This window comes from Delftia sp. DLF01, assembly GCF_014852125.1.
Classification (GTDB): domain Bacteria; phylum Pseudomonadota; class Gammaproteobacteria; order Burkholderiales; family Burkholderiaceae_C; genus Comamonas; species Comamonas acidovorans.
Map to the genome: position 1 here is coordinate 481,106 of NZ_JACVAZ010000002.1, position 25,299 is coordinate 506,404.

The window sequence follows — 25,299 nt, forward strand, 5'->3', positions numbered from 1 at the left end:
CCATGCCCGTCGCCTATTCCAACGTCTATCTGCATGCCGCAGGCATGTTCCTGCCCGGTGAACCCGTGGACAACGCAGGCATGGATGCCTACGTGGCGCCGCTCAACCGCCTGTCCGAGCGCCTCAAGCGCCGCATCCTGGCCGAGAACGGCATTGTCCAGCGCCACTACGCCATAGACGCCGAAGGCCGCACCGTCCACAGCAACACGGCCATGGCCGCCCAGGCCATCCATGACTGCCTGGCGCAGGCCGGGCGTGCGCTGGGCGATGTCGGCTTCCTGGCCAGCGGCTCGTCGGGCGGCGATGCGCTCATGCCCGGCTTTGCCAACATGATCCAGGGCGAGATGGCCGCGCCGCCCATGGAGACCCTGTCCGTGCACGGCGTCTGCGCCGCCAGCGTGGGCGCGCTGCAGGCGGCGGCCCAGGCCGTGGACCGTGCGCCAGACTCGCTGGCCCTGGCCGTAGCCAGTGAAATGCCCTCGCGCCTGTTCAAGCGCTCGCGCTTCGCGGCCCAGGGATACAACACGGACTTCGACGCCCACTTCCTGCGCTGGATGCTGTCCGATGGCGCAGGCGCCGTGCTGCTGGGCGGCCCTCAGGCCCTGCCCCAGGCGCCGGGCCTGCGCCTGAAGCTGCGCTGGACGCACCTGCGCAGCTTTGCGGGCGACTACCCGGTCTGCATGCAGCTGGGCCTGACGCCCGACCGCGCCACCAGCCACCTGGACTTTGCCGCCTGGGGCGATGCCGAGGCCGCAGGCGCGCTGTCGCTGCGCCAGGACATCCGCCTGCTGCCGCACCTGTTCGATGTCTGCATCCACGAATACGCCCACCTGGCGCACACGGGCTGGGTGCCCGAGCGCGGCATCGACCATTTCCTGTGCCACTACTCGTCCGAGCGCTTCATCCCCGTGGTCGATGAGCTGCTGGGCAAGGCCCAGCTCGGCATCCCGCGCGAGCGCTGGTGGAGCAACCTGGCCTGGCGTGGCAACACGGGCGCGGCCTCCATCTTCGTGATGCTGTCCGAGTTCCTGCGCACGCAATCGGCACGCCTGAAGCACGGCGACACCGTGCTGTGCTTCATTCCCGAATCGGGCCGCTTCACGGCCGGCTACATGCTGCTGGAAGTGGAGGATGCGGCCCAGGCTCCCACCGCCACCCCGACCACCGCCGCAGCACGCAGTGCCACCGCCAAAGCTCCCGCTGCCCCGGACCTGCTGCCCGATGTCTCCACCATCGCCCCGCCCCACGATCCGAACCAGGCCCCGGCCACGCTGGCGCCGCTGCTGACCGAACTGGCCAGCCTCTGGCAGGACTACCGCTCGCGCGTGTGGCGCACGCCGCTGCTGCAGCGCATACGCACAGGCAGGCTGCAGACGGCGGACTACGTGCGCTGGATGAGCCACTGGGTTCCCCAGGTGCGCGAGGGCAGCCTGTGGATGCGCGAGGGCGCGGCCTCGCTGACTGGCGAACATGCGGCGCTGGCTGCGCTGATCGACGTGCATGCGGGCGAGGAGCAGAACGACTTCCGCATCCTGCACGAGGACTACCTCAAGGCCGGCGGCACCGAGACCGACCTCACCCGGCTGCGCCGCAACCCCGGCGGCGAGGCGCTCAACGCCTACCTGCACGGCCTGGCCGCCACGCCCAATCCGGTCGGCCTGCTGGGCGCCATCTACATCATCGAAGGCACGGGCCAGCGCATCGTGCCCAGCCTGCTGCCGCTGCTGCGCGCCAGCCTGCCGCTGCCGCCCGATGCCTTCCGCTTCCTGGAATACCACGGAGCCAACGACGAACACCACCTGGAGCGCTGGCTCATGGCCGTGCAGATGGTGATGGCGCTGGACGGCACAGACGACACAGACGGCAGCGGGGGCACGGCGGCGCAGGCCATCGTGCGCACCGCGCGCCACACGGCGGCGCTGTACCTGATGCAGTTCGAGCATGTCCTGCCCGAGGAGCACTGATGCAACCACCAGACTTCATCGAACCGCCCCACGACGAGCGCGACCCCAGCCCCTGGCGCGCGCTGTACCTGGACCAGAGCACGCCGCTGCCCGACGACGTCAAGGCCGCCTGGCTGCGTGACTGCAGCAGCGGCTCGCGCCAGTACCTGCTGCCCTTCCTGCGGCCGCTGGCACGCACCAGCATCGTGCTCATCCAGATCCTCAAGGTGCTGCTGCCGCGCAACTGGGCGCACTCCAGGCTGCTGCACCGGCTGCTGGCCTTCAGCATGAACCGCTTCGTCTCGCCCGAGGCCAACTGGCTCATCCTGCGCCACTTCCACCTGGGCTCGCAGATCCTGGCCTTTGTCGCGGCCAACGCGCCCACGCCCGTGTCCACCACACCGCTGGAGCCGGACAGCATCGACGACATCAAGGACGACCTGTTCCTCAGGCACGACCTGAATCTGTTCAACTTCGTCATCCGCCTGAACAACGCGCTGCGCGCCGCAGGCCAGGAACTGCAGCCGGTGGCCGAGCCCGACTTCGCCATGCTGCGCAACCCGCCCCTGCGCCTTGAGGACATGCCGCGCGGGCGCCTGAACCTGCTGGACCTGCAAAGCGCCATCGAGGTCTACACGCCCGTCTACCAGCTGCTGCTGACCGACAACGACTTCTGGCGCGCCAGCAACTCGCTGCAGCTGGACGAGACCGTCGCCATCTATGCGGCCAAGATCCTCGCCTCGCCCGAGCATCTGGTCATGCTCAACAACAAGCACCCGCTGGTGCCGCTGTCCACCCTGCGCGCCGGCCACCGCCTGGTGCTGCACGGCCTGTCCACCGAAATGCTGCACTGCCTGCTGATGAAGGTCGCCAGCGGCGACATCCCGCTGCCCGCCCGCGAGCTGGCACGCATGCGCGAGGCGGCCCGCGCCCACGGCAGTGGCAGCAGTGGCAGCAGCGGCAGCAGCGGCAGCGCCAACAACGCCGACAGCACCGCAGCCGTCTGACCCAGGTCAAGAAACAGCGGCAGATGGCCGCCATCCCGCGCGAAACGCGTTACATCGCGTTGCATTCAACGGCATAGCCCGCTAGCCTGCACGGCTTCTCCCGGGGCGCGCCGCCCGGGTCCACTGCCGGTGCCCTGGGTGGCTGTCTGCCCGCCCAGGCTGCGGCGCATCCTAGCCTGCGTGCCCCATGCCATCGTCGTCCTCCACGCCTTCAGCGGTTCGCTGCAGCGAATGCATGCGTTCGTCCCATTGCCTGCTGGGCCAGTTGCCCGCGCCCGCATTCCAGCAATGGCTGCCGCATATCCGCGAACGCGGCCTGGCCAAGGGCCAGAAGCTCCAGGCGCAGGGCAGCGTCGCCCATGAATTCCAGGTGATCAAGATCGGCTTCGTCCTGGCCATCCGCCGTGGCGGCGACGGCGTGCAGCGGCCTGTGGCGCTGTTCGGCAACGGCCACGCGCTGGGCAGCCCGGGCTGGCTGCAGCAGCCCTCGGCCATGCACTTCGAGGCACTGAGCCCGGGGCGCATCTGCTGCGTGGACATCGCCACCATCACGCGCCGCGGCCTGGTCGATGCCGCCTTCGTGCGCGCGCTGGCCACCAGCTACACCTGCAACAACGCCCTGCTGGCGGAATGGGCCCACATCGTCCGCATCCCCGGCGTGCTGCGCCAGCTGGCCGCCACCCTGATGCAACTGGCAGCTCTGCAGTCAAGCCTGCTCGTGCGCCTGCCCAGCCAGGGCGCATTGGCCGCCCTGCTGGCCACCACGCGCGAAACCATCGCGCGCAGCCTTGTGCGCCTGGTGCAGCTCGGCGCGCTGGAGCGGCCCGACCGATGGCACTGCGTGCTGCAGCCTGCGGTGTTGTTGAAGATCAGTGGGGGTGGGGTGAGGGATTTGGAGTACCAGGGGATGGGAGGCTGAACACCCATACCAGGCTTCTTTTGTAGCCAACTGGCTACAATCCAACCATGTACAGCGTCATCGAAACCGAGGCGTTTGCTGATTGGGTAGACAGCATTCGTGACATGCCAACTCGTATCCGCCTGCGTCGTCGCCTGGGCAAAGCCATGCGCGGAAACCTGGGAGACGTGAAATCCGTTGGCGAGGGCCTATGGGAGATGCGCGAGTTTTTCGGGCCAGGTTGGCGCATGTACTACATCCAACGCGATCATGTTCTGATCGTGATGCTTGGCGGCGGAGACAAGTCCAGCCAGGCGCAGGACATTGCTGCGGCCAGGGCGATGGCCAGGGAGATCAAGCTATGAGCAACATCAAGATGCGGCCATTCGACATGGCCAACTACCTCGGCACCGAAGAGGAAATCGTGGAGTACCTGCGCCAGGCGCTGGAAGACAACGATCCGGCCGAACTGGCTGCGGCGCTGGGCGACATCGCACGCGCGCGCGGCATGACTCAGCTCGCTCGCGACACCGGACTTTCTCGCGAAAGCCTCTACAAAAGCCTGTCTGGCGAACGGGCGCCCAGTTCCGAGACGCTGTTCAAGGTGATACAGGCCATGGGCTTCAGGCTCACCATCGCTCCTGCCGCATCGCAGCAGCCAGCAGCCTGACACTCGGGCCACCCGCTTACTGCACCAACACCGCCTCTGCAGGCCTTTGCAACAGAGGCGGAATCTGCTCTGCCGGCAGGGCGCGGGCGAAGAGCCAGCCCTGGTAGGCGTCGCAGTCCAGGATGCGCAGCAGGCGCAATTGCTCGGCCGTTTCCACGCCTTCGGCGACCACCTGCAGGCCCAGGGTTCGGGCCAGCGCGATCACGGCCTTGACGATCTTGGCGTCGGCCGGGCTGTCGAGCATGGGGCCGATGAAGGTGCGGTCTATCTTCACGCGCGAGACGGGCAGATCGCGCAGGTGGGCCAGCGAGGAGTAGCCGGTGCCGAAATCGTCCAGCACCACGCAGACGCCGGCCGCCAGCAGGCTGCCCAGCAGCTCGCGCGCCTGCAGAGGGTCGGTCATGGCGGCAGACTCGGTGACTTCCAGCTCCAACAGGTGCGGCGGCACGCCATGCCGAGCCAGGCTGGCCATGAGGCGCTGCTGCAGGTCGGCCTGGCGCAGTTGCTGGGCCGAGAGGTTGACCGCCACGCGCAGCGGCATGCCTGCGCGCAGCCAGTCGCCGGCCTGGCGGCAGGCAGCATCGATCACCCATTCCCCCAGGGCCAGGATCAGGCCCGTGGATTCGGCCACGGGCACGAAGCGTTCGGGCGAGACCCAGCCCATCTGCTCGTCGTTCCAGCGCAGCAGGGCTTCCACGCCCTGGACCTGGCCGCCCAGCACCTGCACCTGGGGCTGGAAGTGCAGGCTCAGCAGGCCCCGGTCCAGGGCACGCTTGAGGCGTTCGTGCAGCAGCACTTTCTCTGCCATGGCCTCGCCCATGGCGCAGGCATAGCGCGCATAGGAGGAGCGGCTGCGCTGCTTGGCGTCGTACATGGCCATGTCGGCATAGCGCATGAGGGTGGCCGCATCGCCCGCGTCCTGGGGATAGAAGGCTGCGCCCACGCTGGCACCGAAGTTCAGCGCGTAGTGGCCTATGGCGCAGGGCCGGCACAGCTCGTGCAGCAGCGCGTCGATGCGCTGGCGCAGATCGGGCTCGTTGCAGGGCTTCAGCAGGGCGGTGAACTCGTCACCGCCCATGCGCGCCAGCGTGGCCGAGCCGCCCAGCGCGACCTGCAGGCGGCGCGCCACCTCCTTGAGGACCTGGTCGCCCACGTCGTGGCCATAACCGTCGTTGATGGCCTTGAAGTTGTCGAGGTCGAGCAGCAGCAGCGCAAAGGACGCGGGGCCGGCGCCCGATTCAGACTGCGCCTGCGCTTGCGAGATCGCCTGTTCCACCTGCAGCCCGAACTGCCAGCGGTTGAGCAGGCCCGTCAGCGTGTCGTGGGTGGCGTGGTAGTGCATGCAGGCTTCCATCTGGCGCAGCTGCGACAGGTCGCGCACAAAGGCCACGGCCACGCCGCTGCCGTGCGGCGAGTGGCCCAGGGCGATGTCCACCGACAGGCGCTTGCCGTCCTTGCGCAGCAGCCACAGGTCCCGCCCCTGGCCCATGGGCCGGCGCGCGGGCTGGGCGAAGTAGGACTGCAGTTGCGGCCCGTGGGCCGCCTGCGCCTCGGCCGGCAGCAGCATCTGCAGCGAGTGGCCCAGCAATTCGGCGGCGCCATAGCCGCTCATGGCCTGCATGGCGGGATTGGCCAGCAGGATGCGGCCGCTGCGGTCCACAAGCAAGATACCGTCGGGCGCGGCCTCCATGGCCACGCGCTTGAGGTCTTCGTCCAGCGCCTCGCCCGGTGCGGTGGGATCGCCGGCAACCATGCTCCAGCCCGCCGCCATCATGCGGACGCCCCGCTGCCGTGAAAGACCGATGCCGCAGCCTCCAGCGCCTGCGCCTGTCCGGCCAGCAGCTGTGCGTGCCCGATGGTGTCGCGCGCCAGGGCGGCATTGTGCTGGGTCATCTGTTCGAGCTGCTGCACGGCGGCCTGCACCTGCTGCACGCCGCCGGCCTGGGCCTGGCTGGCGGCCTGCATGCCTTCGGCCAGCACCAGTTGCTCGCGCATATCGGCCTGCACGGCCAGCATGGCCTCGCCCACTTCACGCGCCATGGCGCAGCTTTGCGCCACCTGCTGCTGCGATGCCTCGATCAACGCCTTGATCTGGCGCGCGGCGTGGGCGCTGCGTTGGGACAGGCCGCGCACCTCATCGGCCACCACGGCAAAGCCCTTGCCGTGTTCTCCGGCGCGTGCCGCCTCCACGGCGGCGTTGAGCGCCAGCAGGTTGGTCTGGAAGGCGATGCCGTCGATGAGCGAGCTGATCTGCCCCACCTGGTCGCTGGTCTGGGCCACGCCGCGCATGCCCTGGTCCAGTTGCACGACCATGCGGCTGCTCTGCCCTGCCATGTCCACGCCGTGGCGCGCGCGGGCGGCGGCCTCGCCGGCCTGGGCGCTGCTGCGCTCGATGGCGCTGGCCAGGGCCTGCATGGCCTGGGCCGATTGCTCCAGGCTTGCGGCCGCGGCTTCGGTGCGATCGCTCAGTTCGGTACTGCCCTGCTGCACGGCCAGCGCGCAGCGGCGCACCTGGTCGCTCTTGCCCTGGATGTCGCCGACCAGGGAGACCAGGTTGAGCCCGGTCTGCCGCACGGCGCTGCCGATGGCACCGATCTCGTCCGTGCGCTGCAGGAACCGTGCATCGGTCTGCTGCCCGCTGGCCACGGCCTGGGCCTGGCCGCGCAGCGCCGCCAGGGGCATGAGCAGCCGGCTGCGCAGCCACTGCCCGGCCGCCACGCAGGCCAGGCTCCAGATCAGCCATGCCGGCCAGACCTGCGCCAGCGGCACGGCCGATGCCTGCAGCGCGGAAGACCACAGCCCGGCCGACCCCAGCAGCCACAGGCCGGCCACCACGGCCTGCACGCGCCAGGCCAGTGGCCGAAAGCGCCACCACCGCTGCAGCGCGCCCACGGCGCCGCGCCCCACGGGAAAGCCCCGGTGCAGGCCAAGCGAGCGCACGCCGGCATTGATCTGTTCATAGAGCGCCGCATGCTGCTGCACCTCGCGCGGCTCGGGCCGGGTGCGCACGGACAGGTAGCCGACCACGGCGCCCGCATGGCGTATGGGACTGGCGTTGGCGCGCACCCAGTAGTGGTCGCCGTTCTTGCGCCGGTTCTTGACCAGGGCGCTCCAGGGAAGCCCGCGCTGGATGGTGGACCACATGTCGGCAAAGGCGGCGGCCGGCATGTCGGGATGGCGCACGATGCTGTGGGCCTTGCCGTAGAGCTCGGCGGCCTCGAAGCCGCTGACGCGGATGAAGGCATCGTTGGCATAGACGATGCGCCCCTTCAGGTCGGTGACGGAAAGAAGCGTCTCTCCTTCGCTCAGAGGGTACTCACGCTGGGTGACGTACACGTTTCGCCGCATGGATCAGGTCTCTCGGAGATGGGCGGGGCGTCGGCATGACACCCCCAGGCGGGGCCCACTCTAAGCAGTCCTGAGGCGATGCACATCAGGGATGGTGTGCTGCAGCGCACCTAAACGCAGTCAATGTGACGGGGGTCACATTGACTGCGGCGCGCGCAGGATCAGGAACGCTTTTCCTGCAGCAGGGCCTTGACGTCGGCGCCCAGCACCTGCGGGCCGCCGCCGTAGCGCTCGTACACGCGCAGGCGGCCGGCCGTGTCATAGACATAGCTGCCGGCCGAATGGTCCAGCGTGTAGGTGCCTTCGGTCTTGCCGGGCACTTTCTTGTAGAAGAGCTTGAAGTCCTTGGCCACGGCCGCCGTCTCGTCCGGCGTGCCGTGCAGGCCGACGAAGCCGGGATCAAAGTTGCCCAGGTAGGCCTTGAGCACCTCGGGCGTGTCGCGCTCAGGGTCCAGGGTGACGAAGACGCCCTGCAGCCTGTCGCCATCGGCGCCCAACTGCTGCTTGACCTCGACCAGCTCCTGCAGGGTGGTGGGGCAGACATCGGGGCATTGCGTGTAGCCGAAGAAGACCACGACGACCTTGCCCGCAAAGTCCTTGATGCTGCGCTGCTTGCCGTCCACATCGCGCAGGGGAATGTCCTTGGCGTACTCGGCGCCCGTGACATCGACGCCCTGGAAACTGGTCTTTGCCTCGCGCGAGCATCCGCTCAGCGCCAGGGCGCCCCATGCCATGGCGGTCAAGCCCAGAACGCGCAGCGCTGTCCGTTTGTTCATGCTTCCTCAACAAGGTAGTTGCCGCAGGCTGCGTGGCCGCAAAGGCTGCGCTCCGGCCCGGGCTGGAAAGGGAAAAGGCGAAAGCATCCGCTGAAGGCGCTTTCGCACAGCCGCAAACCATAACCCATAACCGCAAGACCCCGGCGCTGCGGGGCCTGCCTGCCGGCCTACCGGGGTCTACCGGGGCGTACTAAAGCCTACTGGCCAGCCTTACTCGCCGTCGCCCGGACGCCCTGCCGTGTCCCAGGAGGCCGATGCACGCAGCAGCCGGTCCAGGTCGCGCTTGGCCTTGCCGGCATCGGCCATGCCCAGGCCTGCGGGCATGCGCATCATCCAGTGGCCCTGCGGGTCCACCACGTACAGGTGGTCCTGCAGCGCATGGCCGGGCGCGGGCTGCAGCCAGCCGCGCAGCACGGCCTCAGGCACGCGCAGCACCGTGGCCTGGCTCAGCGCAGGGCGCAGGTGGGCGGGCACGGGTGCGTCGTCGGAGATGAGCCAGACCCGGTCCAGCCGGTCCTTTTCGCGGCCCAGTGTCTCGCGCAGCTGGCGCTGCAGATAGAGATGGCTTTCGCAGGCGCTGCCGCAGGCACCGCCCGCCACGCTGAGAAGCAGCCACTGGCCCTTGAGCGATTGCAGCGGCAGCGGCGCGCCGTCCAGCGTGGTGGCCGTGGCCGAAGGCAGGGCCGGCTGGGCCGCGATCAGCTCGCCAAAGCTGCGCTGCTGGCCAGGCCGCAGCACGTAGTAGGTGAAATAGGAGGCCACCACGGGCGCGGCGCAGACCGCGAACACGGCCAGCATCTTCCAGCGGCCGCTGCGCGTGCGTTGCGCGCCGGCAAGGCCCGGCTGCAAGGGTGGCAGGCCATGGACAGTCATCTCCAGGGGAGTCTCAGGAGCGGGCATGGCGCGGGCGGACAAAGCGTCGGACGATTTGGAACCAGACATACAAAAGCGTGATCAGGGCCGCAAGTCCAAACCATTGGAACGCATAGCCATGGTGTTTCTCGACACCGGCCGTCACAACGGGCCAGTCGCGCCGCAGGCCTTCGCTGGCTTCGCCGGTCTGCAGCAGGCTCCATTCGCGCAGCGGCAGCCCGGAGGCCACGGCCCATTCGGCAATGTCCACATTCTGTCGGATGCGCGACTTTTGCCCATCAGGGTCTGCCCCTGCACGGCCGAATTCGTAGAGCCGGGACGGCGCGGCCTCCATGCGCCCCTCAACGGTCACCAGGCCTTCGGGCGTCTGCACCTCGGGCAAGGCCGTGCGGTCCATAAAGTTGCGCGGCACCCAGCCGCGCTGCACGGTAATCACCACATCCTCATGCGGTGCGGCCAGCCGCAGCGGCGTCAGCACAAAGAAGCCCGGCTGGCCCTGCATCTGGCGGTTGTCCAGGTACAGCGATTGCCCGGCAATCCAGTGACCCTGCAGTCGCACGGGCCGGTGCAGCCAGGGCGCCGCCTCGGTGTTCAGGGCAGCACCGGGTTGCATGGGCGCCAGCTGCGCGTTGTCCAACGGCGGCAGGCCCTGCTGGCGCTGCACGGCATCGAACAATTGCTGCTTGTAGGCCGCGCGCTGCAGTTGCCAGCGGCCCAGGGACAGTGTGATGGCCACGCCGATCAGCGCGGCCAAGGTGATCAGTACAAACCGCCAGCGGTCTGGCATTCTGGAAACACGCACCGGATAATCCACCCATGAAATTCGTGATCGTTCTCGCCCTGCTGGCCATTGTCGCCAGTCTGGGCAGCGCCTTGTTCTTCATGATGCGCCGCAATCCCGAAGACCAGGAGGGTGCGGGCGACGACAGGCGCCGCAGCCGCGCCATGTTCCGTGCACTGGCGCTGCGCGTGGGCCTGTCCATCGCGCTGTTCCTGTGCGTGCTGCTGGCGGCCAAGCTGGGCTACATCCATCCCACCGGCTGGACCGCCGGGCAATAGACAAGCCCCCTGTCCCCGCAAACAAAAAGAAGCGCCCTGGCGCTTCTTTTTGCATGGGGCGGGCAGACCCTCACATCCAGTACACAAGGACGTAGAGGAACAGCCAGACCACGTCCACGAAGTGCCAGTACCAGGCCGCGCCCTCGAAGCCGAAATGCCGCTCGGACGTGAAGTGCCCGGCATGCAGGCGCATGGTGATGAAGAACAGCATCAGCATGCCCACGAAGACGTGGAAGCCGTGGAATCCTGTGAGCAGGAAGAAGGTCGAGCCGAACACGCCCGAGGACAGCTTGAGGTTCAGCTCGGTGTACAGGTGGTAGTACTCGTAGCCCTGCACGCACAGGAAGACGAAGCCCAGGACCACCGTCATCCACATGAAGGCGATGGTGCGGGCGCGGTGGCCGGCCTGCAGCGCATGGTGTGCGATGGTCAGCGTCACGCCCGAGGTCAGCAGCAGCGCCGTGTTGATGGTGGGCAGCCAGAACGGGCCCACGGTCTGGAAGGGCTCGACGCTGTTGGCCGGCGAGGCCGTGGCGCCCGCTGCCATGCTGGGCCAGACGGCCTTGAAGTCGGGCCAGAGCAAGGCGTTGTCCAGGCTGCCCAGCGCGGGCACCGAATGCGAGCGCGCCCACCACAGGGCGGTGAAGAAGGCGCCGAAGAACATCACCTCGGAGAAGATGAACCAGCTCATGCTCCAGCGGAAGGACAGGTCGATCTTGCGCCCGTACTTGCCCGACTCGCTTTCATGCGCGGCTTCCCGGAACCAGAAAAAGAGCACGGCCAGCCACCAGACCAGGCCAAGGCCCAGGCTGTACATGCCCCATTCATGCCCATTGATCCAGTTGCCCGCGCCCAGGATCACGAAGAACAGCCCCGCCGCCGCCATGACGGGGTGGCTGGACTCGGCCGGCACGTAGTAGTAAGGCGTTTTGCCGTGGGTGGTTGCACTCATTGCTCAGCTCCTGAAATTCTTGGTTCTCGGTTTCCCGTCTATCACTCTCTGTCCCCGATGGCCGCGCCGCTCAGACCACGAGCTTGACCAGCGCGATCAATCCCAGCACCAGCACGAAGATGGCCGCCAGCCCCACCGCAATCACATGCAGCGGCGTGATGCGCTCCCCGTCCTGCTGGTACTCGCTTCCCCTGCGCACGCCGAAGAGCGACCAGGCCACGGCGCGCACCGTGCGCCACACGCTGGGCGGGCGGCGCGGCTCCCGTGGCTGCGGCGCATTCATGAGGCGGGCTCCTGCTTCGGCCCTGCCGCCACCGGCGCCTCGCCCGTGGGTGCGGCCGGCGTCCTGCCGCCCACCTCGAAGAAGGTATAGGACAGCGTGATCGTGGTCACATCCTTGGAGATGCGCGGATCGATCACGAAGGCCACCGGCCATTCGCGCTTTTCTCCGGGCTCCAGCGTGTACTGCGAAAAGCAAAAGCACTCCAGCTTGTTGAAATGCGCGGCCGCCTGGCGCGGCGCATAGCTCGGTATCGCCTGGGCCGCCATGCGGCGGTCCTGCACATTCTGGAACTCGTACATGACCGTGGCCAGCTCGCCCGGATGGACCTGGATGGAGCGCTGCGCCGGCTTGAAGTCCCAGGGCCCGCGCGCATTGGCGTCGAACTCCACGGTGATGGTGCGGCTCTTGTCCACCTGCGAGTTGGCGGGCAGCTTCACATCGCGCCCGGCCGTGCCGTTGCCCGGCACCTGGCGCTCGGACAGCGACAGGATGTTGATGCCCGTGAGCTCGCAGATGTGCTTGTAGATGGGAATCAGCACGTAGCCGAAGGCAAACATGCCCAGCGCCACCACGGCCAGCTTGCCCACCATCTTCGCGTTTTCACTGCGCACGCTCACGGACGTCCCTCCTGTTGCCTGCCCTCAATGGAGCACGGTGATCTTGATCACGAAGCCGGCCAGAAAGACCAGCGCCACCGATACCAGGATCAGCGCCAGCCGCAGGTTGGCTTTTCGTTGCTGTGCGTCCATGTGCATCTCCCTTGGGGCTTGCATCAACCGATGATGCGGGTGGCGGTGGCATCGAGCTTGGGCGGCGTCTCGAAGGTATGGAACGGCGCCGGCGAGGGCACTTCCCACTCCAGGCCCTCGGCGGCCTCCCAGGGCTTTTGCGGCGCCTTCTCGCCCTTGCCGCGCATGGCGGGCACGACGACGAAGAGGAAGAAATACACCTGCATCAGGCCAAAGCCCAGCGCGCCCAGCGAGGCCACCATGTTGAAGTCGGCGAACTGCATGGGATAGTCGGCATAGCGGCGCGGCATGCCGGCCAGGCCCAGGAAGTGCATGGGGAAGAAGGTGACGTTGAAGAAGATCAGCGAGCCCCAGAAGTGGATCTGGCCGCGCGTCTCCGAATACATCACGCCGGTCCACTTGGGTGCCCAGTAGTAGTAGGCCGCGAACATGGAGAACAGCGATCCGGCCACCAGCACGTAGTGGAAGTGGGCCACCACGTAGTAGGTGTCCTGCAGCTGGATGTCGATGGGCGCCATCGACAGGATCAGGCCCGTGAAGCCGCCCATGGTGAACACGAAGATGAAGCCCACCGAGAACAGCATGGGCGTCTCGAAGGTCATGGAGCCGCGCCACATGGTGGCCACCCAGTTGAAGATCTTCACGGCCGTGGGCACCGAGATCAGCATGGTGGCGTACATGAAGAACAGCTGGCCCGTGACGGGCATGCCGGTCGTGAACATGTGGTGCGCCCACACGATGAAGGACAGGATGGCGATGGACGAGGTCGCATACACCATGGAGGCATAGCCGAACAGCTTCTTGCGGCTGAAGGCCGGCACGATCTGGCTGATGATGCCGAAGGCCGGCAAGATCATGATGTAGACCTCGGGGTGGCCGAAGAACCAGAAGATGTGCTGGTACATCACCGGGTCGCCGCCGCCTGCGGGGTTGAAGAAGCTGGTGCCGAAATGGCGGTCCGTCAGCGTCATGGTGATGGCGCCGGCCAGCACGGGCATGACGGCGATCAGCAGGTAGGCCGTGATCAGCCAGGTCCAGGCGAACATGGGCATCTTCATCAGCGTCATGCCGGGCGCGCGCATGTTGAGCACGGTGACGATGATGTTGATGGCGCCCATGATGGAGCTGGCGCCCATGATGTGCATGGCCAGGATGGAGGTGTCCATGGACGGGCCCATCTGCAGCGTCAGCGGCGCATACAGCGTCCAGCCTGCGGCGGGGGCGCCGCCGGGCATGAAGAACGAGCCCACCAGCATCAGGCCGGCCGGGATCAGCAGCCAGAAGCTGAAGTTGTTCATGCGCGCGAAGGCCATGTCGGAGGCGCCGATCTGCAGCGGCAGCATCCAGTTCGCAAAGCCCACGAAGGCCGGCATGATGGCGCCGAACACCATGATCAGGCCGTGCATGGTGGTCAGCTGGTTGAACAGCTCGGGGTTGACGATCTGCAGCCCGGGCTGGAACAGCTCGGCGCGGATCAGCAGCGCCAGCACCCCGCCCACCATCAGCATGGTGAACGAGAACAGCAGGTACAGCGTGCCGATGTCCTTGTGGTTGGTGGCGAACATCCAGCGGCGCCAGCCCGTGGGCGTGGCGTGGTGGTGATGGTCGTCATGCCCGTGTCCATGCTCGTGCTCATGCGCATGTTCGTGGCCCTCGCCCGCAGGGCTGTGGATGGGGGGAAGTACGGCGCTCATGCTGTTATCTCCAATCGCTCATCTGTCTTGCGGGCTCACTGGCCGGGGAACTTGCCGGTGCGGGCGGCCACGAACTCGGCCGGCTGCACCAGCTGGCCGGTCTTGTTGGACCAGTGGTTCTTGGCAAAGGTGACCACGGCGGCCAGCTCGGTATCGCTCAGCTGTTTCCAGGCGGGCATGGCGCCGTTGGCACGGCCTTCCAGCACCACATGCATCATCTCGGCCGTGGGACCCAGGACGATGGGACTGCCGTCCAGCGGCTTGATGGGACCGGCGCCCTTGCCGTTGGCCTGGTGGCAGGCCGCGCAGTTGGCGGCATAGACCTTCTCGCCGCGTGCCATCAGGTCGGGCAGGCTCCAGACCTTGCTGGGGTCGTCCTTCTTGGCGGCGGCGATCTTCTTTTGCTCGTCTACCCAGGCCTTGTAGCCGTCGCTCGACAGCACCTTCACGTGGATGGGCATGTAGGCATGCTCCTTGCCGCACAGCTCGGCACACTGGCCGTAGTAGTCGCCGGTCTTTTCGGCACGGAACCAGGTGTCGCGCACAAAGCCCGGGATCGCATCCTGCTTGATGCCGAAGGAAGGCACCATGAAGGAGTGGATCACGTCATTGGCCGTGGTGATGATGCGCACCTTGCGGTCCACGGGCACGACCAGCGGGTTGTCCACCTTGAGCAGGTAGTCGTTGGGTGCCTTGGAGACATCGCCGCTGTCGGACAGCGCGCGGTGGCTGCTGTCCAGCGTGGAGATGAAGCTCAGGCCCTCGCCTTCGCCGTTGATGTAGTCGTAGCCCCATTTCCACTGGTAGCCCGTGGCCTTGATGGTGACATCGGCGTTGGTGGTGTCCTTCTGCGCCACCAGCACCTTGGTGGCCGGCAGCGCCATGAGCACGACGATGATGAAGGGCACGATGGTCCATACCACCTCGACCGTGGCCGATTCGTGGAAGTTCGCCGCCTTGGCACCGCGCGATTTGCGGTGCTTCCAGATCGAATAGAACATCACGGCGAACACGCCGATGAAGATCACCGTGCAGATGATCAGCATCATCCAGTGCAGGTAATGCTGCTCATGCGCGATGCGCGTGACCGCCGGATGAAGGTTGAGCTGATTGACGGCCGGGCCGCCTGGCAGATCTGTCGTCGCATGCGCAAGGGAGCCTCCCCCTGCCACACTCATCAAGCCCCAGAGAACCAGCTTGGTGGAAATGCTTTTCATAGTTTTCACTTACATCTAAGCCTCGGGTTATCCACTCGCTCCGCTGCGCCAGCGTGGGGGCCGCGCAGCCAGACCGTTCAACGCCTGCCCAAAGGGCAACTCCCGGCCTCAACTGTCCGAGCATGCATGAAAGCGCCGCAGATGTGCCTGCGCGCAATCACCAATAGCGTGCCAGCCGGCATCAACGGCAGCTCGGACGTGGGACCAGGATTCGGGCGTACAGCCATCCCCGCCTGCGCCTGCAGGCGCATGAATTCGGAGGACAGCAGCAAGGTGGACGGAAGAATGCGCGCACGCCGGCCATTCAGGGCATGTGTGCCATGGGGGCCGGGAGCGGATTGGAAAAGGGGGCGCATGCGGCCCGGCATGCGACACAGAAGAGGGGACAGCAGGGACAGAAAGACCAGTGCCCGCTCCCAGAGGAACAGGCACTGCTGCAGCCGGTGATGATCAAACTCGTGGGCAGGCCGCTCCTGGATGGGTCGGCCCGTTCTCGTTCCCGTGGCAAAACGAAACACCAAATCGTCTCCCCTTTCGGCCTGCGGACCGCTGGTCTTTTCCCGGCCCGGGAAAGCGAGCCCAGGGAAAAGCTGTTGTCTCTGTCAGCTCGGGAAAAGTGTAGACGTTTTTGTTTTCGATCAATGACCGGAAAGCGACATTGGGGCTATCGCAAACCCGTGTTGCGCGGCTGGCGCAGCATGCTGCGCATCTCCTCCAGCGATACGGCGCTGCTGGACTCCAGGCGCACGCGCGGCTGCGGCTTGTAGGCGTGGCCGTAGACGATCTCGAAGGTCAGCGCCAGCTGCCCGTCGGGGCCGGCCAGGCGCTCGCGCAGGGCATCGTGCAGGCGCTGCTGCCAGCGTCGGCCGCGCAGCGCGGCAAAGCGCTGCGGATGGAAGTTGCGGCCCAGCTCGCGCAGCTCCTGCAGCAGCCGCTCGGGTGTGGCAAAGGTCAGCGTGATGTGCTCCATGTCCATCACCGGCTCGCTGAAGCCTGCGTGCACCAGCATGTCGCCCCAGTCATGCATGTCGGTGAAGGCCTGGCCGGCGGGCGGCCAGCCGAGCTGGGCGTAGATGGCGTGCAGCTCGCGCAGCGTATCGGGCCCCAGGCAGGAGAACATCACATAGCCGTCCACGGATAGCGCCTGGTGCCAGCGCGTGATCAGCGCCTGCGGGTCGGCCTGCTGGTGCAGGGCCATGTTGGCCCACAGCATGTCCACGCCGGCAGGCTCGGGTTCGCCGAAGCGCGTGGTGCCCCCGGTCCAGCGCGCGGGCTGCCACCAGCGCGCGCCCAGCTGCTCGCGGGCGGCGGCCTCATGCAGCGGCGAGGCTTCATAGACCAGGCATTCGGACTGCGCATAGCGCTGGCGCAGCAGCGCATGGGCCTGCAGGCCGCCGCGCACGGGCTGCCAGTGGCACCAGCGCTGGGGCGGCTTGACGATCCAGTCCAGCCGCTCCTGCATGCGGCGCGCCACCTCCTCATGCAGCCACGGCGAGGCCGCAGGCGCGGCCTGCTGCCAGCGCAATGCGGCGGCCGGATCGATGGTGGGGGGCAATTCGTGGGACATGGCTGGGCGGGGAATCCGGGCTCCTCGAAAGACAGGCGCCCGGCCCCGGAGCAAAGGGGTGGCGGACGCGGCGCGAGTATATTGACTCCATGCCCAACCTGCCTGCGTCATGGCTTTCGCACTGGCATGCCGGCCTGCCCAGCCAGTGCGCCGTCTGCCGCCGCTGGCCGGCGCAGCGCCTGTGCCAGGACTGCCGCTTGCGCTGGGCCAGGCCGCTGCCGCGCTGCGGGCTTTGTGCCATGCCGCTGCCAGCGGGGCACGGCGCCAGCGGCGGCCAGCAGGTCTGCGGCGCCTGCCTGGTCAAGCCCCCGCCACTGACGCACTGCCTTGCCGCGCTGGACTACGCCTATCCCTGGCACACGGTGATCGGCGACTTCAAATTCCGGGGAGACACCGGCCTGGCACGCAGCCTGGCCGCCCTGCTGCTGGAGCAGCACGGGGCGCGCGAGCAGCTGGAGCAATGCGATCTGCTGCTGCCCATGCCCCTGTCTGCCCAGCGCCTGCGCGAACGCGGCTTTCACCAGGCCCTGGTGCTGGCCCGTGCGCTGTCCGGCCCATCCACCCGCGGCAAGCTGCGGCACCAGGCGGTGCAGCGCGCCCACACGGCACAGGCCCAGCATGACCTGCCGCGCGCCCTGCGCCTGCGCCAGCTGCGCGGGGTCTTCGCGGTGCCGCCTGCGCAACTGCCCCATGTGCGCGGCCGCAAGGTCCTGCTGATCGACGATGTGATGACCACGGGTGCCAGCCTGCATGCGCTGGCCACCTGCCTGCGGCGTGCAGGCGCGGCCGAGGTCAGCGCCCTGGTGCTGGCGCGCACTCCCTGATCGTGGGGGTTCGAGGCCCGGGGGCATAGGCCGCCGCGAGACAATACGGGCCATGTTCCATATCGTTCTCGTCGCGCCGGAGATCCCGCCCAATACCGGCAATGTGATCCGTCTGGCCGCCAACACCGGCTGCAGCCTGCACCTGATCGAGCCGCTGGGCTTTTCCATGGAAGACCGCCTGATGCGCCGCGCCGGCCTCGACTACCACGAGTACGCGCCCGTGCGCCGCCATGCCGACTGGCAGGCCTTCCTGCAGGACTGCCAGCCGGACCGCCAGCGCATGTTCGCCATGACCACGCACAGCAGCAGCCCCGCCCACGCCATCGGTTTCCAGCCTGGCGACTGGCTGGTGTTCGGCGCCGAAAGCAAGGGCCTGCCCGCCGAGGTGCGCGAGCAGTTCCCGCCGCAGCAGCGCCTGCGCCTGCCCATGCTGCCGCAGCAGCGCAGCCTGAACCTGTCCAATGCCGTGGCCGTGACCGTGTTCGAAGCCTGGCGCCAGCAGCAATTCGTGGGCGCTGCCCTGGCCGAGGGAGCAGCCGGCGCGGCCTGAGCGATCGGTCGGATCGGGCGGAAAGTTCCCGGCCGATTGTTTCAACAGCTGAAAAAGCGCATTGCCAATCCAAGGGTTTTTCCCGATTCCAAGCCGTCCTACATTTGAGTCATGGGCTCTACGTTACCAAGCGATTTCCGCAAAGAACGCCCTGTCCCAGAAACAAAACAAAGGACTTGAATCATGAAGAACACCCGCCGTTTTGCCGTCCTGGCTGCCCTCTCCATCTCCGCCATCGCCGCCCAGGCTGCCGGCTTCGACTACGCCGACAACAGCAGCTACCCGCCCGAAGTGAAGACCCAAAGCACGCTGACACGTGCCCAGGTCATGGCCGACCTCAAGGCCGCCCAGGCCAATGGCACCATGCCCTCCGTCGCCGAAGGCTACCTGCCCATCCAGAACACTGCCACCGCCACAGTGAGCCGCGATGAAGTGCGCCGCGAAGCCGCCGCCGCCGAGCGTTCGGGCCAGCTGAACTTCGGTGCCTGAGCCTCAGCCCCCGCAACCGCTGCCACCACGCAGCCAGCCCGCAGGTGCCCCCTGCGGGCTTTTTTCATCGCCGGGCCGCCCCAAGATGAAAAGCGCCCCCTTGGGGGGCAGCGGACCTTGCGTAGCAAGGGTAGCGTGGGGGTCAGTTTTCGTTCAAGCCTTGGCGCCGTAGTTGCGGGCCACGGACTCGGCCACGCAGGCGGGCTTGTCGGCGCCTTCGCGCTCCACGGTCACCAGCCAGGTCATCTGCAGGCCACCGGGTTCGATGGGCTCGGCAGCCTGCAGCGTCAGGCGCGCGCGCAGGCGGCTGCCCACGGGCACGGGAGAGGTGAAGCGCACGCGGTTGAGGCCGTAGTTCACGCCCATTTGCGCGCCTTCGATGTGAAAGCAGTTCTGGAAAAACTGGGGGATCAGCGACAGCGTCAGAAAGCCGTGCGCAATCGGCGCGCCGAAGGGGCCCTTGGACGCGCGCTCGGGGTCCACATGGATCCATTGCTGGTCGCCCGTGGCATCGGCGAACAGCTGCACCTGCTGCTGGGTGATGGTGATCCAGTCGCTGACGGCGACTTCCTGCCCCACGCAGGCACGCACTTCGGAATAGGAATGGAAGGTTTTCATGCCCCAAATGGTAGGGGCCGGTGCCGCGCGCTCCATGTCGGGCGCGCGACAGGCTAGGGTTAGTCCAGGGTGGATGTCACCTGGACGCGCGCTGAACAAAGAACAGGCCTGTGCCCACGGCCATCAGCAGTGCGCCAAAGACCCGGTTCTGGCTGCGCACCGCACGCGCGCTGCGCATGAAGCCGCGCAGGGCGCTGGCGCTGGCCGCATAGCCGTGCATGACCATGGTGTCCACGGCCAGCATGGTGGCGGCCAGGATCAGCAGTTGCAGCCACAGCGGGCGGCTGGTGGTCATGAACTGGGGCAGCACGGCCACCATGAAGATGATGCCCTTGGGATTGGTGGCGTTGGTCAGGAAGCCCGTGAGCACGCGGCGGCGCACACTGAGCTCGGGCATGGATTCCTGGGTGGCAAGGGGCGCGGCACCCGAGCGCCATTGGCTGATGCCCAGGTAGATCAGATAACAGGCGCCGACGATCTTCACGGCGTTGAACGCCCATTCGGAGGCCAGCAGCAGCGAGCCCACGCCCGCACCGGCGATCAGCAAGATGGTCAGCAGCCCCAGCTGCAGCCCGAAGATGGTGGCGCTGCTCTTGCGCACGCCATACGACAGGCCATGGCTCATGGACAGCACGGCGCCCGAGCCCGGGGAGACCGCAATGATCCAGCAGGCCACAAAGTAGGCGATCCAAGTATGCCAATCCATGCCAAACACCTTAAAAATACGGAGCAGGCCGGCATCTTAAAACTGTGCAGCCGATGTGGTGCACTGCCGCGGCAAAGCCGGATGGGGCGATGAAGCATTCGGTGGCATTTTTCATCGCCGGGCCGCCCCAAGATGAAAACGGCCCCCTCGGGGGGCGCCCGGCCAGGGGCAGCGGACCTTGCGCAGCAAGGGGAGCGTGGGGGGCATTTTTAACCCTGTCAGAAAGCTGACCCGGCTGTGAGAGTGACACAATCAATTGCCCCAGGGTAAACACCAACTCCAAGATCCCAAGCTCCCATGGAACACAGCGCCCCCATCTGGCTGACCTACGGCTTTCTCTATCTCACCGCCGCCGTGCTGGCCGTGCCCATTGCGCGTGCCCTGGGCCTGGGCGCCATCATTGGCTACCTGGGTGCCGGGATTGCCATGGGCCCCTGGGGACTGTCGCTTGTCAGCAATGTGGATGACATTCTTCATTTCGCCGAGTTCGGCGTGGTGCTGATGCTCTTCGTGATCGGGCTGGAGCTGCAGCCCAGCCGCCTGTGGGAGCTGCGCCGGCCCATCCTGGGATGGGGGCTGGCGCAGATGCTGGCCTGCACGGGCGTGCTGTTCCTGGCGGCCTGGGCCTTCGGCTTTTCCTGGCGCGTGAGCCTGATCGCGGGCATGGGCCTGGCCCTGTCGTCCACGGCCATCTGCCTGCAGGTCATGGCCGAGCGCAACCTCATGCGCACGCCCAGCGGCCAGGCCGGCTTCTCCATCCTGCTGTTCCAGGACGTGGCCGCCATTCCCATCCTGGCGCTGATCCCCATCCTGGGCGCGGTCAAGGCCGCCAATGCCACGCACACCGACAGCCACCTGTGGCTGCAGGTGCTCAAGACCGTGGGCACCATCGCCGCCGTGGTGGTGGGCGGCCGCCTGCTGCTGCGCCCCCTGCTGCGCTGGATCGCACGCAGCCGCACGCCCGAGATCTTCACGGCCACCTCGCTGCTGCTGGTGGTGGGCATTGCCATGCTGATGGTGCAGGTGGGCCTGTCCATGGCGCTGGGCGCCTTCCTGGCCGGCGTGCTGCTGGCCGACAGCGAGTACCGCAGCGAGCTGGAGACCAACATCGAGCCCTTCAAGGGCCTGCTGCTGGGCCTGTTCTTCATGGCCGTGGGCATGAGCATCGACTTCGGCGTGCTGCTGCGCGCGCCCTGGGCCATGGCCGCCATGGTGCTGGGCTTTCTGGCGCTCAAGGGCGCCGTGCTCTACACCCTGGCCCGCGTGCTGAAGCTGCCCTGGCGCGAGCGCCCGGTGTTCGCCCTGCTGCTGGCCCAGGGCGGGGAGTTCGCCTTCGTGGTGTTCCAGACGGCGGCGCAGTACAAGGTGTTCCACCACAGCATCTCGTCCATGCTGGTGGCCGCCGTGGCCCTGTCCATGCTGATCGGCCCGCTGGTGCTGGTGCTGATGGACAAGCTGCTGCTCAAGCGCTTTGCCGACATGAAGGATTGCCAGGTCGACGGCGCGGGCCAGACTGCCAGGCCCCATGAAATATCGGAGCCGCAGGACGCTCAAATCATCATTGCGGGCTTTGGCCGCTACGGCCAGATCGTGGCACGCGTGCTGCTGACCCAGGGCGTGCCGGCCACCATCCTCGACCACAGCGTGGAGATGCTGGAAGTGGCCCACACCTTCGGCTACCGCGTGTTCTTCGGCGATGCCACGCGCATGGACCTGCTGCGCATTGCCGGCGCGGACAAGGCGCGGGTGCTGGTCATCGCGGTGGACTCTTCCGAGCAATCGCTGAAGATCGCCGCCCGCGTGCGCAAGCGCTTTCCGCACCTGGAGATCGTGGCCCGCGCGCGCGACATGGCCCACTGGTACCAGTTGCGCGACCTGGGCGTGCACCATGTCGAGCGCGAAGTCTTCGAGTCCAGCCTGGTCTCGGCGCGCACCGTGCTGGAACTTGCGGGCCACAGCCCTGCCGAGGCCCAGCGCACCACCACGCGCTTTCGGGAGCACAACCTGGAGCTGATCGAGCGCATGTACCCCCACCACAAGGACCAGGCCCAGCTCATTGCCGTGGCCAAGCAGGGCCGCCAGCAGCTGGTCGAGCAGATGGCCAAGGAGCGGCAGGAGGCCCAGGCGCAGCAGGAGAAGGACCAGGCGCCGCCCGGCCCCTGAAAACCGGACCTCAGCCCGCGCCCAGCGCCCGCACCATGTGGTCCACGAACTGCGCCAGCTTGGGCAGCTGGCGGCGGTCCGGCAGATAGACCAGGTGCACCGGGCGCGGCAGTGGCACGCAGTCCTGCAGCACGGGCACCAGCCGGCCCGCGGCCATGTCGGCGGCCAGCAGCACCTCGGGCTGCAGGATCAGGCCCAGGCCGCGCAGCGCCGCATGGCGCAGCCCGTCGCCGCTGTTGCAGCGCAGGCGGGCGTCTTCGGGCCACTGCACCGAACCCGAGCCGTCGCCGCGCAGAATCCATTCCGAGCGGCGCTGCCAGACCGCGTAGCTCAGGCAGTCATGGCGCGCCAGATCGTCCACGCCACGCGGATGCCCGCGCCGCCGCAGGTACGAGGGCGCCGCCGCAATCACCATGCGATAGGGCTGCAGCGGCCGCGCCACCAGGCCTTCGCCGCCCACGGGGCCGATGCGCACGGCCACGTCGATGTTCTCGCCCACCAGGTCGGCCATGCTGTCGCTCAGTTGCAGGTCCACGCGCACCAGCGGATTGGCCAGCTGGTAGTCGGCCACCAGCGGCGCGATCACATGGTTGCCCAGCGTGGTCGGCGCGCTGATGCGCAGCAGGCCCTGCGGGGCGCTGCGGCTGCGCTCCACGGCAGACTCGGCCCAGCGCAACTGCTCGAAGACCTGGCGGCTGTCCTCGTAGAAGCTGCGGCCCACCTCGGTCAGGCTGTGGCGCCGCGTGGTGCGCTGCAGCAGGCGCGCGCCCAGGTGGGCTTCCAGTTGCTGCACATGCTTGCCCACCATCACGGCCGAGATATCCAGGCGCCGCGCGGCCTGGGCAAAGCTGCCGTCCTCGACCACGGCCATGAAGACCTCCATATTGCGCAGCTTGTCCATGGATTGCTAACCAATGCTTAGTAGTACAAAAAGATTTCGCTACTTTATGGCATGAGCGATTTGCAAAACACTGGAGGCCTGTTCACTCCTTCCGAAAGAAAAACGCATGAAGATCTTGCTCATCGGTGCCACCGGCACCATTGGCCGCGCTGTCCACGCCCTGCTGGCCCCGCGCCATGAGATCGTCACCGTGGGCCGCAACAGCGGCGACCTGCGCGCCGACTTCACGCAGCCCGACACGCTGCAGAAAATGTTCGAAGCCGCCGGTCAGGTGGACGCCATCGTCAGCACGGCCGGCAAACTGCACTTCGGCCCGCTGTCCGAGATGACGGCCGAGCAGTTCAACTCCGGCCTGCAGGACAAGCTGCTGGGTCAGGTGCGGCTCGCCCTGCTGGGCCAGCGCTGGCTGCGCGACGGCGGCTCCATCACGCTGACCAGCGGCGTTGCCGCCACCGAGCCCATCCGCCACGGTGCCAATGCATCGACGGTGAATGCCGCCCTCCACGGCTTCGTCACCGGCGCTGCGGTCGAATTGCAGCGCGGCCTGCGCATCAATGCCGTGAGCCCCACGCTGCTGACCGAATCGGCCCAGGCCTATGGCTCGGTCTTCCCCGGCTTCGAGACCGTGCCCGCCGCGCGCGTGGCCCTGGCCTACCAGCGCAGCGTGGAAGGCGCCCAGACCGGCAGGGTCTTCGAGGTGCTCTGATCCCTGTCTTGCGGCGGGCCCTCGGCAAAGTCCTTGCGTGCCCGCCCAAAAGGGCTGCGTGCTACGCTGCGCGCCACCATGTTCAACCCCACCCAAGCCGATGTGCGGCGCTTTTTCTGCGGCGTGCGCACCAAGATGCTGAACGGCGCGCCGATGGAGGCCATAGAGACGCTGGCCAGCCTCTGGATTGCCGAGCATCCCGAGTATTTCGATGACCTCGCCGACGTGGACGCCGCCCTGCTGCGTGACTACGACGCCACGCCCGGCGTGACCAATCCTTTCCTGCACCTGTCCATGCACCTGTCCATCAGCGAGCAGTGCAGCATCGACCAGCCGCGCGGCATACGCCAGGCCGTGGAGCTGCTCAGCCGCCGCCTGGACTCGCTGCATGACGCCCACCACGCCACCATGGAATGCCTGGGGCAGATGCTCTGGGAAAGCCAGCGCTCGGGCCGCCCCCCGGATGGCGAGGCCTACATTGCCGCCGTGCAGCGCCGCGCCACCAGCGACGGCGCCAAGGCCACGGGCGGCGCATAGTTCCGGCCCTTCATTGCCCTCAAGACAAAGCCCGCAACTGCGGGCTTTTGCTTTGGAGGAAAGGACGACCTACTGCGATTTCTGGCCGAGGCGGAAGTGGGGCTGGGGGAGGGTCTGCAGCTCGCCATCAAGGCTGCCGATGTAGTTGGCCAGCGCCTTGAGTTCGCTGTTGGTGAACTGCTTGGCAATGCCGGCCATCACGCCGTTGCTGCGGCCGATGTGGGGGTTGCCTTCGGTCTTGTAGGACTTGAGGGCAGAGTACAGATAGTCCGCATACTGGCCCGCCACCTTCGGATAGCTGGGGTCGATGGGCTTGGAAAAACCCTGGCCGTGGCAGGAGACGCAGGCCCCTTTTTGCAGCAGCGCGGCAACCTGGGTGCTGGGCTCGCGGACCTTGGCGTCGGCGGCCTTGGCCACGCCATGCTCGGCGTAGTAGGCGGCCACGTCGGCCATGTCCTGCTCGGTCAGCGGATCGGCGATGCCGCGCATGGTGGGGTGCTTGCGCTCGCCCTTCTGGTAGGCCTGCAGCGCGGCCACGATGTAGGGTGCGCCCTGTCCTGAAATCTTGGGGACCTTGTACACCTCGGGGAAGCTGGCCTGGTAGCCCTGGATGCCATGGCAGCCAATGCACATGGCGATCTTCCCCTCCCCTGCCTTTGCGTCACCTTTGCTTTGCTGGGCCTGTGCCACAGGGGTCACAGATGCGACAGTCAGCGCCAATACCGTGGTCAAAGTTTTTATCATTTTGCGCGCACAATCCTTCAAGAGT

28 protein-coding genes are annotated in these 25,299 nt (G+C 67.2%); 12 read left to right on the top strand and 16 right to left on the bottom strand.

Annotated features, from left to right (window positions below):
* Positions 1-2: 2 nt before the first annotated feature.
* From IB269_RS10640 to IB269_RS10660, 5 genes are all read left to right on the top strand, one after another.
* Positions 3-1,964 (top strand): 3-oxoacyl-[acyl-carrier-protein] synthase III C-terminal domain-containing protein, encoded by a 1,962-nt coding sequence (locus tag IB269_RS10640; protein WP_192367133.1) that lies wholly within the window; start codon positions 3-5, stop codon positions 1,962-1,964.
* Entirely contained in the window at positions 1,964-2,950 is a 987-nt protein-coding gene (locus tag IB269_RS10645; RefSeq protein WP_192367134.1) for a DUF6999 family protein, read from the top strand. Before IB269_RS10640 ends, IB269_RS10645 begins: the two co-directional genes overlap by 1 nt.
* Positions 2,951-3,185: 235 nt before the next feature.
* Positions 3,186-3,869 carry a Crp/Fnr family transcriptional regulator gene (locus IB269_RS10650; RefSeq protein WP_192367135.1) on the top strand — a complete coding sequence of 228 codons (684 nt, stop codon included), beginning with the start codon at positions 3,186-3,188 and terminating at the stop codon, positions 3,867-3,869.
* 47 nt (positions 3,870-3,916) lie between these two features.
* Positions 3,917-4,213, top strand: a complete 297-nt coding sequence (locus IB269_RS10655; protein ID WP_192367136.1) for a type II toxin-antitoxin system RelE/ParE family toxin — start codon at positions 3,917-3,919, stop codon at positions 4,211-4,213.
* Positions 4,210-4,518, top strand: a complete 309-nt coding sequence (locus IB269_RS10660; protein WP_063327131.1) for an addiction module antidote protein — start codon at positions 4,210-4,212, stop codon at positions 4,516-4,518. The genes IB269_RS10655 and IB269_RS10660 overlap by 4 nt, the downstream gene beginning before the upstream one ends.
* Before the next feature lie 16 nt (positions 4,519-4,534).
* Here the strand turns inward: IB269_RS10660 and IB269_RS10665 are convergent, their stop codons facing one another.
* The 5 genes from IB269_RS10665 to IB269_RS10685 all read right to left on the bottom strand — a co-directional run bounded on the left by IB269_RS10665 (position 4,535) and on the right by IB269_RS10685 (position 10,302).
* On the bottom strand, positions 4,535-6,292 hold the full coding sequence (locus tag IB269_RS10665) for a GGDEF domain-containing phosphodiesterase (RefSeq protein ID WP_192367137.1): 1,758 nt from the start codon (positions 6,290-6,292) through the stop codon (positions 4,535-4,537).
* Positions 6,289-7,866 carry a methyl-accepting chemotaxis protein gene (locus IB269_RS10670; RefSeq protein WP_192367138.1) on the bottom strand — a complete coding sequence of 526 codons (1,578 nt, stop codon included), beginning with the start codon at positions 7,864-7,866 and terminating at the stop codon, positions 6,289-6,291. The genes IB269_RS10665 and IB269_RS10670 overlap by 4 nt, the downstream gene beginning before the upstream one ends.
* 161 nt (positions 7,867-8,027) lie before the next feature.
* On the bottom strand, positions 8,028-8,642 hold the full coding sequence (locus IB269_RS10675) for an SCO family protein (RefSeq protein ID WP_034390671.1): 615 nt from the start codon (positions 8,640-8,642) through the stop codon (positions 8,028-8,030).
* 210 nt (positions 8,643-8,852) lie between these two features.
* On the bottom strand, positions 8,853-9,542 hold the full coding sequence (locus IB269_RS10680) for an SCO family protein (RefSeq protein WP_192367139.1): 690 nt from the start codon (positions 9,540-9,542) through the stop codon (positions 8,853-8,855).
* Positions 9,529-10,302 (bottom strand): SURF1 family protein, encoded by a 774-nt coding sequence (locus IB269_RS10685; protein ID WP_192367140.1) that lies wholly within the window; start codon positions 10,300-10,302, stop codon positions 9,529-9,531. Before IB269_RS10685 ends, IB269_RS10680 begins: the two co-directional genes overlap by 14 nt.
* 29 nt (positions 10,303-10,331) lie before the next feature.
* On the opposite strand from IB269_RS10685, the gene IB269_RS10690 reads away from it, so the two are divergent.
* Positions 10,332-10,574, top strand: a complete 243-nt coding sequence (locus IB269_RS10690) for a twin transmembrane helix small protein (RefSeq protein WP_088166203.1) — start codon at positions 10,332-10,334, stop codon at positions 10,572-10,574.
* Positions 10,575-10,644: 70 nt separating this feature from the next.
* Here IB269_RS10690 and IB269_RS10695 read toward each other — a convergent pair whose 3' ends face one another.
* The 7 genes from IB269_RS10695 to IB269_RS10720 form a co-directional block, all read right to left on the bottom strand.
* A complete protein-coding gene (locus tag IB269_RS10695) occupies positions 10,645-11,526 on the bottom strand; it encodes a cytochrome c oxidase subunit 3 (protein ID WP_012203607.1) in 882 nt (293 codons plus the stop codon).
* A 70-nt stretch (positions 11,527-11,596) separates the two neighbouring features.
* Positions 11,597-11,809 (bottom strand): DUF2970 domain-containing protein, encoded by a 213-nt coding sequence (locus tag IB269_RS10700; RefSeq protein WP_013803984.1) that lies wholly within the window; start codon positions 11,807-11,809, stop codon positions 11,597-11,599.
* The gene (locus IB269_RS10705; protein WP_013803985.1) at positions 11,806-12,426 is read right to left on the bottom strand and encodes a cytochrome c oxidase assembly protein; all 621 of its coding nucleotides are present in this window, start codon (positions 12,424-12,426) and stop codon (positions 11,806-11,808) included. The genes IB269_RS10700 and IB269_RS10705 overlap by 4 nt, the downstream gene beginning before the upstream one ends.
* Positions 12,427-12,450: 24 nt before the next feature.
* Positions 12,451-12,558, bottom strand: coding sequence for a cytochrome oxidase small assembly protein (locus IB269_RS29040; protein WP_012203604.1), 108 nt, complete (start codon positions 12,556-12,558; stop codon positions 12,451-12,453).
* Between the two features lie 23 nt (positions 12,559-12,581).
* A complete protein-coding gene (ctaD, locus tag IB269_RS10710) occupies positions 12,582-14,252 on the bottom strand; it encodes a cytochrome c oxidase subunit I (protein ID WP_012203603.1) in 1,671 nt (556 codons plus the stop codon).
* 35 nt (positions 14,253-14,287) lie between these two features.
* The gene (gene coxB / locus IB269_RS10715; RefSeq protein WP_013803986.1) at positions 14,288-15,469 is read right to left on the bottom strand and encodes a cytochrome c oxidase subunit II; all 1,182 of its coding nucleotides are present in this window, start codon (positions 15,467-15,469) and stop codon (positions 14,288-14,290) included.
* 664 nt (positions 15,470-16,133) lie between these two features.
* Positions 16,134-17,036, bottom strand: a complete 903-nt coding sequence (locus tag IB269_RS10720; protein WP_192367141.1) for a biotin synthase — start codon at positions 17,034-17,036, stop codon at positions 16,134-16,136.
* An 89-nt stretch (positions 17,037-17,125) separates the two neighbouring features.
* Between IB269_RS10720 and IB269_RS10725 the strand changes: the two genes are divergently transcribed.
* The 3 genes from IB269_RS10725 (at position 17,126) to IB269_RS10735 (ending at position 18,899) form a co-directional block, all read left to right on the top strand.
* Entirely contained in the window at positions 17,126-17,860 is a 735-nt protein-coding gene (locus IB269_RS10725; RefSeq protein WP_013803988.1) for a ComF family protein, read from the top strand.
* A gap of 52 nt (positions 17,861-17,912) precedes the next feature.
* A complete protein-coding gene (gene trmL / locus IB269_RS10730) occupies positions 17,913-18,410 on the top strand; it encodes a tRNA (uridine(34)/cytosine(34)/5-carboxymethylaminomethyluridine(34)-2'-O)-methyltransferase TrmL (RefSeq protein ID WP_192367142.1) in 498 nt (165 codons plus the stop codon).
* Between the two features lie 183 nt (positions 18,411-18,593).
* The gene (locus IB269_RS10735) at positions 18,594-18,899 is read left to right on the top strand and encodes a DUF4148 domain-containing protein (protein ID WP_013803990.1); all 306 of its coding nucleotides are present in this window, start codon (positions 18,594-18,596) and stop codon (positions 18,897-18,899) included.
* Positions 18,900-19,052: 153 nt separating this feature from the next.
* Here IB269_RS10735 and IB269_RS10740 read toward each other — a convergent pair whose 3' ends face one another.
* Positions 19,053-19,517 carry a MaoC family dehydratase gene (locus IB269_RS10740; RefSeq protein ID WP_034390662.1) on the bottom strand — a complete coding sequence of 155 codons (465 nt, stop codon included), beginning with the start codon at positions 19,515-19,517 and terminating at the stop codon, positions 19,053-19,055.
* 76 nt (positions 19,518-19,593) lie between these two features.
* Positions 19,594-20,223: a LysE family transporter gene (locus IB269_RS10745; RefSeq protein ID WP_012203595.1), complete on the bottom strand. Its 630-nt coding sequence runs from the start codon at positions 20,221-20,223 to the stop codon at positions 19,594-19,596.
* Positions 20,224-20,520: 297 nt separating this feature from the next.
* Between IB269_RS10745 and kefC the strand changes: the two genes are divergently transcribed.
* On the top strand, positions 20,521-22,386 hold the full coding sequence (kefC, locus tag IB269_RS10750; RefSeq protein ID WP_192367143.1) for a glutathione-regulated potassium-efflux system protein KefC: 1,866 nt from the start codon (positions 20,521-20,523) through the stop codon (positions 22,384-22,386).
* 10 nt (positions 22,387-22,396) lie between these two features.
* On the opposite strand, the gene IB269_RS10755 is transcribed toward kefC, so the two are convergent.
* Positions 22,397-23,287, bottom strand: coding sequence for a LysR family transcriptional regulator (locus tag IB269_RS10755; protein WP_192367144.1), 891 nt, complete (start codon positions 23,285-23,287; stop codon positions 22,397-22,399).
* A gap of 106 nt (positions 23,288-23,393) precedes the next feature.
* On the opposite strand from IB269_RS10755, the gene IB269_RS10760 reads away from it, so the two are divergent.
* Positions 23,394-23,993 carry a short chain dehydrogenase gene (locus IB269_RS10760; RefSeq protein WP_013803994.1) on the top strand — a complete coding sequence of 200 codons (600 nt, stop codon included), beginning with the start codon at positions 23,394-23,396 and terminating at the stop codon, positions 23,991-23,993.
* Between the two features lie 78 nt (positions 23,994-24,071).
* Positions 24,072-24,530: a DUF1841 family protein gene (locus IB269_RS10765; protein WP_012203591.1), complete on the top strand. Its 459-nt coding sequence runs from the start codon at positions 24,072-24,074 to the stop codon at positions 24,528-24,530.
* Between the two features lie 69 nt (positions 24,531-24,599).
* Here the strand turns inward: IB269_RS10765 and IB269_RS10770 are convergent, their stop codons facing one another.
* Entirely contained in the window at positions 24,600-25,274 is a 675-nt protein-coding gene (locus tag IB269_RS10770) for a c-type cytochrome (RefSeq protein WP_012203590.1), read from the bottom strand.
* Between the last annotated feature and the right edge of the window lie 25 nt (positions 25,275-25,299).

Excerpts from the sequence above, each read along its gene's own strand:
- IB269_RS10660 (WP_063327131.1), top strand. The coding sequence starts at position 4,210 with ATGAGCAACATCAAGATGCGGCCATTCGACATGGCCAACTACCTCGGC.
- ctaD (WP_012203603.1), bottom strand. The coding sequence starts at position 14,252 with ATGAGCGCCGTACTTCCCCCCATCCACAGCCCTGCGGGCGAGGGCCAC.
- IB269_RS10680 (WP_192367139.1), bottom strand. The coding sequence starts at position 9,542 with ATGCCCGCTCCTGAGACTCCCCTGGAGATGACTGTCCATGGCCTGCCA.
- coxB (WP_013803986.1), bottom strand. The coding sequence starts at position 15,469 with ATGAAAAGCATTTCCACCAAGCTGGTTCTCTGGGGCTTGATGAGTGTG.
- IB269_RS10685 (WP_192367140.1), bottom strand. The coding sequence starts at position 10,302 with ATGCCAGACCGCTGGCGGTTTGTACTGATCACCTTGGCCGCGCTGATC.
- IB269_RS10740 (WP_034390662.1), bottom strand. The coding sequence starts at position 19,517 with ATGAAAACCTTCCATTCCTATTCCGAAGTGCGTGCCTGCGTGGGGCAG.
- IB269_RS10645 (WP_192367134.1), top strand. The coding sequence starts at position 1,964 with ATGCAACCACCAGACTTCATCGAACCGCCCCACGACGAGCGCGACCCC.
- kefC (WP_192367143.1), top strand. The coding sequence starts at position 20,521 with ATGGAACACAGCGCCCCCATCTGGCTGACCTACGGCTTTCTCTATCTC.
- IB269_RS10695 (WP_012203607.1), bottom strand. The coding sequence starts at position 11,526 with ATGAGTGCAACCACCCACGGCAAAACGCCTTACTACTACGTGCCGGCC.
- trmL (WP_192367142.1), top strand. The coding sequence starts at position 17,913 with ATGTTCCATATCGTTCTCGTCGCGCCGGAGATCCCGCCCAATACCGGC.
- IB269_RS10725 (WP_013803988.1), top strand. The coding sequence starts at position 17,126 with ATGCCCAACCTGCCTGCGTCATGGCTTTCGCACTGGCATGCCGGCCTG.
- IB269_RS10655 (WP_192367136.1), top strand. The coding sequence starts at position 3,917 with ATGTACAGCGTCATCGAAACCGAGGCGTTTGCTGATTGGGTAGACAGC.
- IB269_RS10700 (WP_013803984.1), bottom strand. The coding sequence starts at position 11,809 with ATGAATGCGCCGCAGCCACGGGAGCCGCGCCGCCCGCCCAGCGTGTGG.
- IB269_RS10675 (WP_034390671.1), bottom strand. The coding sequence starts at position 8,642 with ATGAACAAACGGACAGCGCTGCGCGTTCTGGGCTTGACCGCCATGGCA.
- IB269_RS10755 (WP_192367144.1), bottom strand. The coding sequence starts at position 23,287 with ATGGACAAGCTGCGCAATATGGAGGTCTTCATGGCCGTGGTCGAGGAC.
- IB269_RS10640 (WP_192367133.1), top strand. The coding sequence starts at position 3 with ATGCCCGTCGCCTATTCCAACGTCTATCTGCATGCCGCAGGCATGTTC.
- IB269_RS10665 (WP_192367137.1), bottom strand. The coding sequence starts at position 6,292 with ATGATGGCGGCGGGCTGGAGCATGGTTGCCGGCGATCCCACCGCACCG.
- IB269_RS10735 (WP_013803990.1), top strand. The coding sequence starts at position 18,594 with ATGAAGAACACCCGCCGTTTTGCCGTCCTGGCTGCCCTCTCCATCTCC.
- IB269_RS10770 (WP_012203590.1), bottom strand. The coding sequence starts at position 25,274 with ATGATAAAAACTTTGACCACGGTATTGGCGCTGACTGTCGCATCTGTG.
- IB269_RS10760 (WP_013803994.1), top strand. The coding sequence starts at position 23,394 with ATGAAGATCTTGCTCATCGGTGCCACCGGCACCATTGGCCGCGCTGTC.
- IB269_RS10690 (WP_088166203.1), top strand. The coding sequence starts at position 10,332 with ATGAAATTCGTGATCGTTCTCGCCCTGCTGGCCATTGTCGCCAGTCTG.
- IB269_RS10670 (WP_192367138.1), bottom strand. The coding sequence starts at position 7,866 with ATGCGGCGAAACGTGTACGTCACCCAGCGTGAGTACCCTCTGAGCGAA.
- IB269_RS10720 (WP_192367141.1), bottom strand. The coding sequence starts at position 17,036 with ATGTCCCACGAATTGCCCCCCACCATCGATCCGGCCGCCGCATTGCGC.
- IB269_RS10745 (WP_012203595.1), bottom strand. The coding sequence starts at position 20,223 with ATGGATTGGCATACTTGGATCGCCTACTTTGTGGCCTGCTGGATCATT.
- IB269_RS10765 (WP_012203591.1), top strand. The coding sequence starts at position 24,072 with ATGTTCAACCCCACCCAAGCCGATGTGCGGCGCTTTTTCTGCGGCGTG.
- IB269_RS29040 (WP_012203604.1), bottom strand. The coding sequence starts at position 12,558 with ATGGACGCACAGCAACGAAAAGCCAACCTGCGGCTGGCGCTGATCCTG.
- IB269_RS10650 (WP_192367135.1), top strand. The coding sequence starts at position 3,186 with ATGCGTTCGTCCCATTGCCTGCTGGGCCAGTTGCCCGCGCCCGCATTC.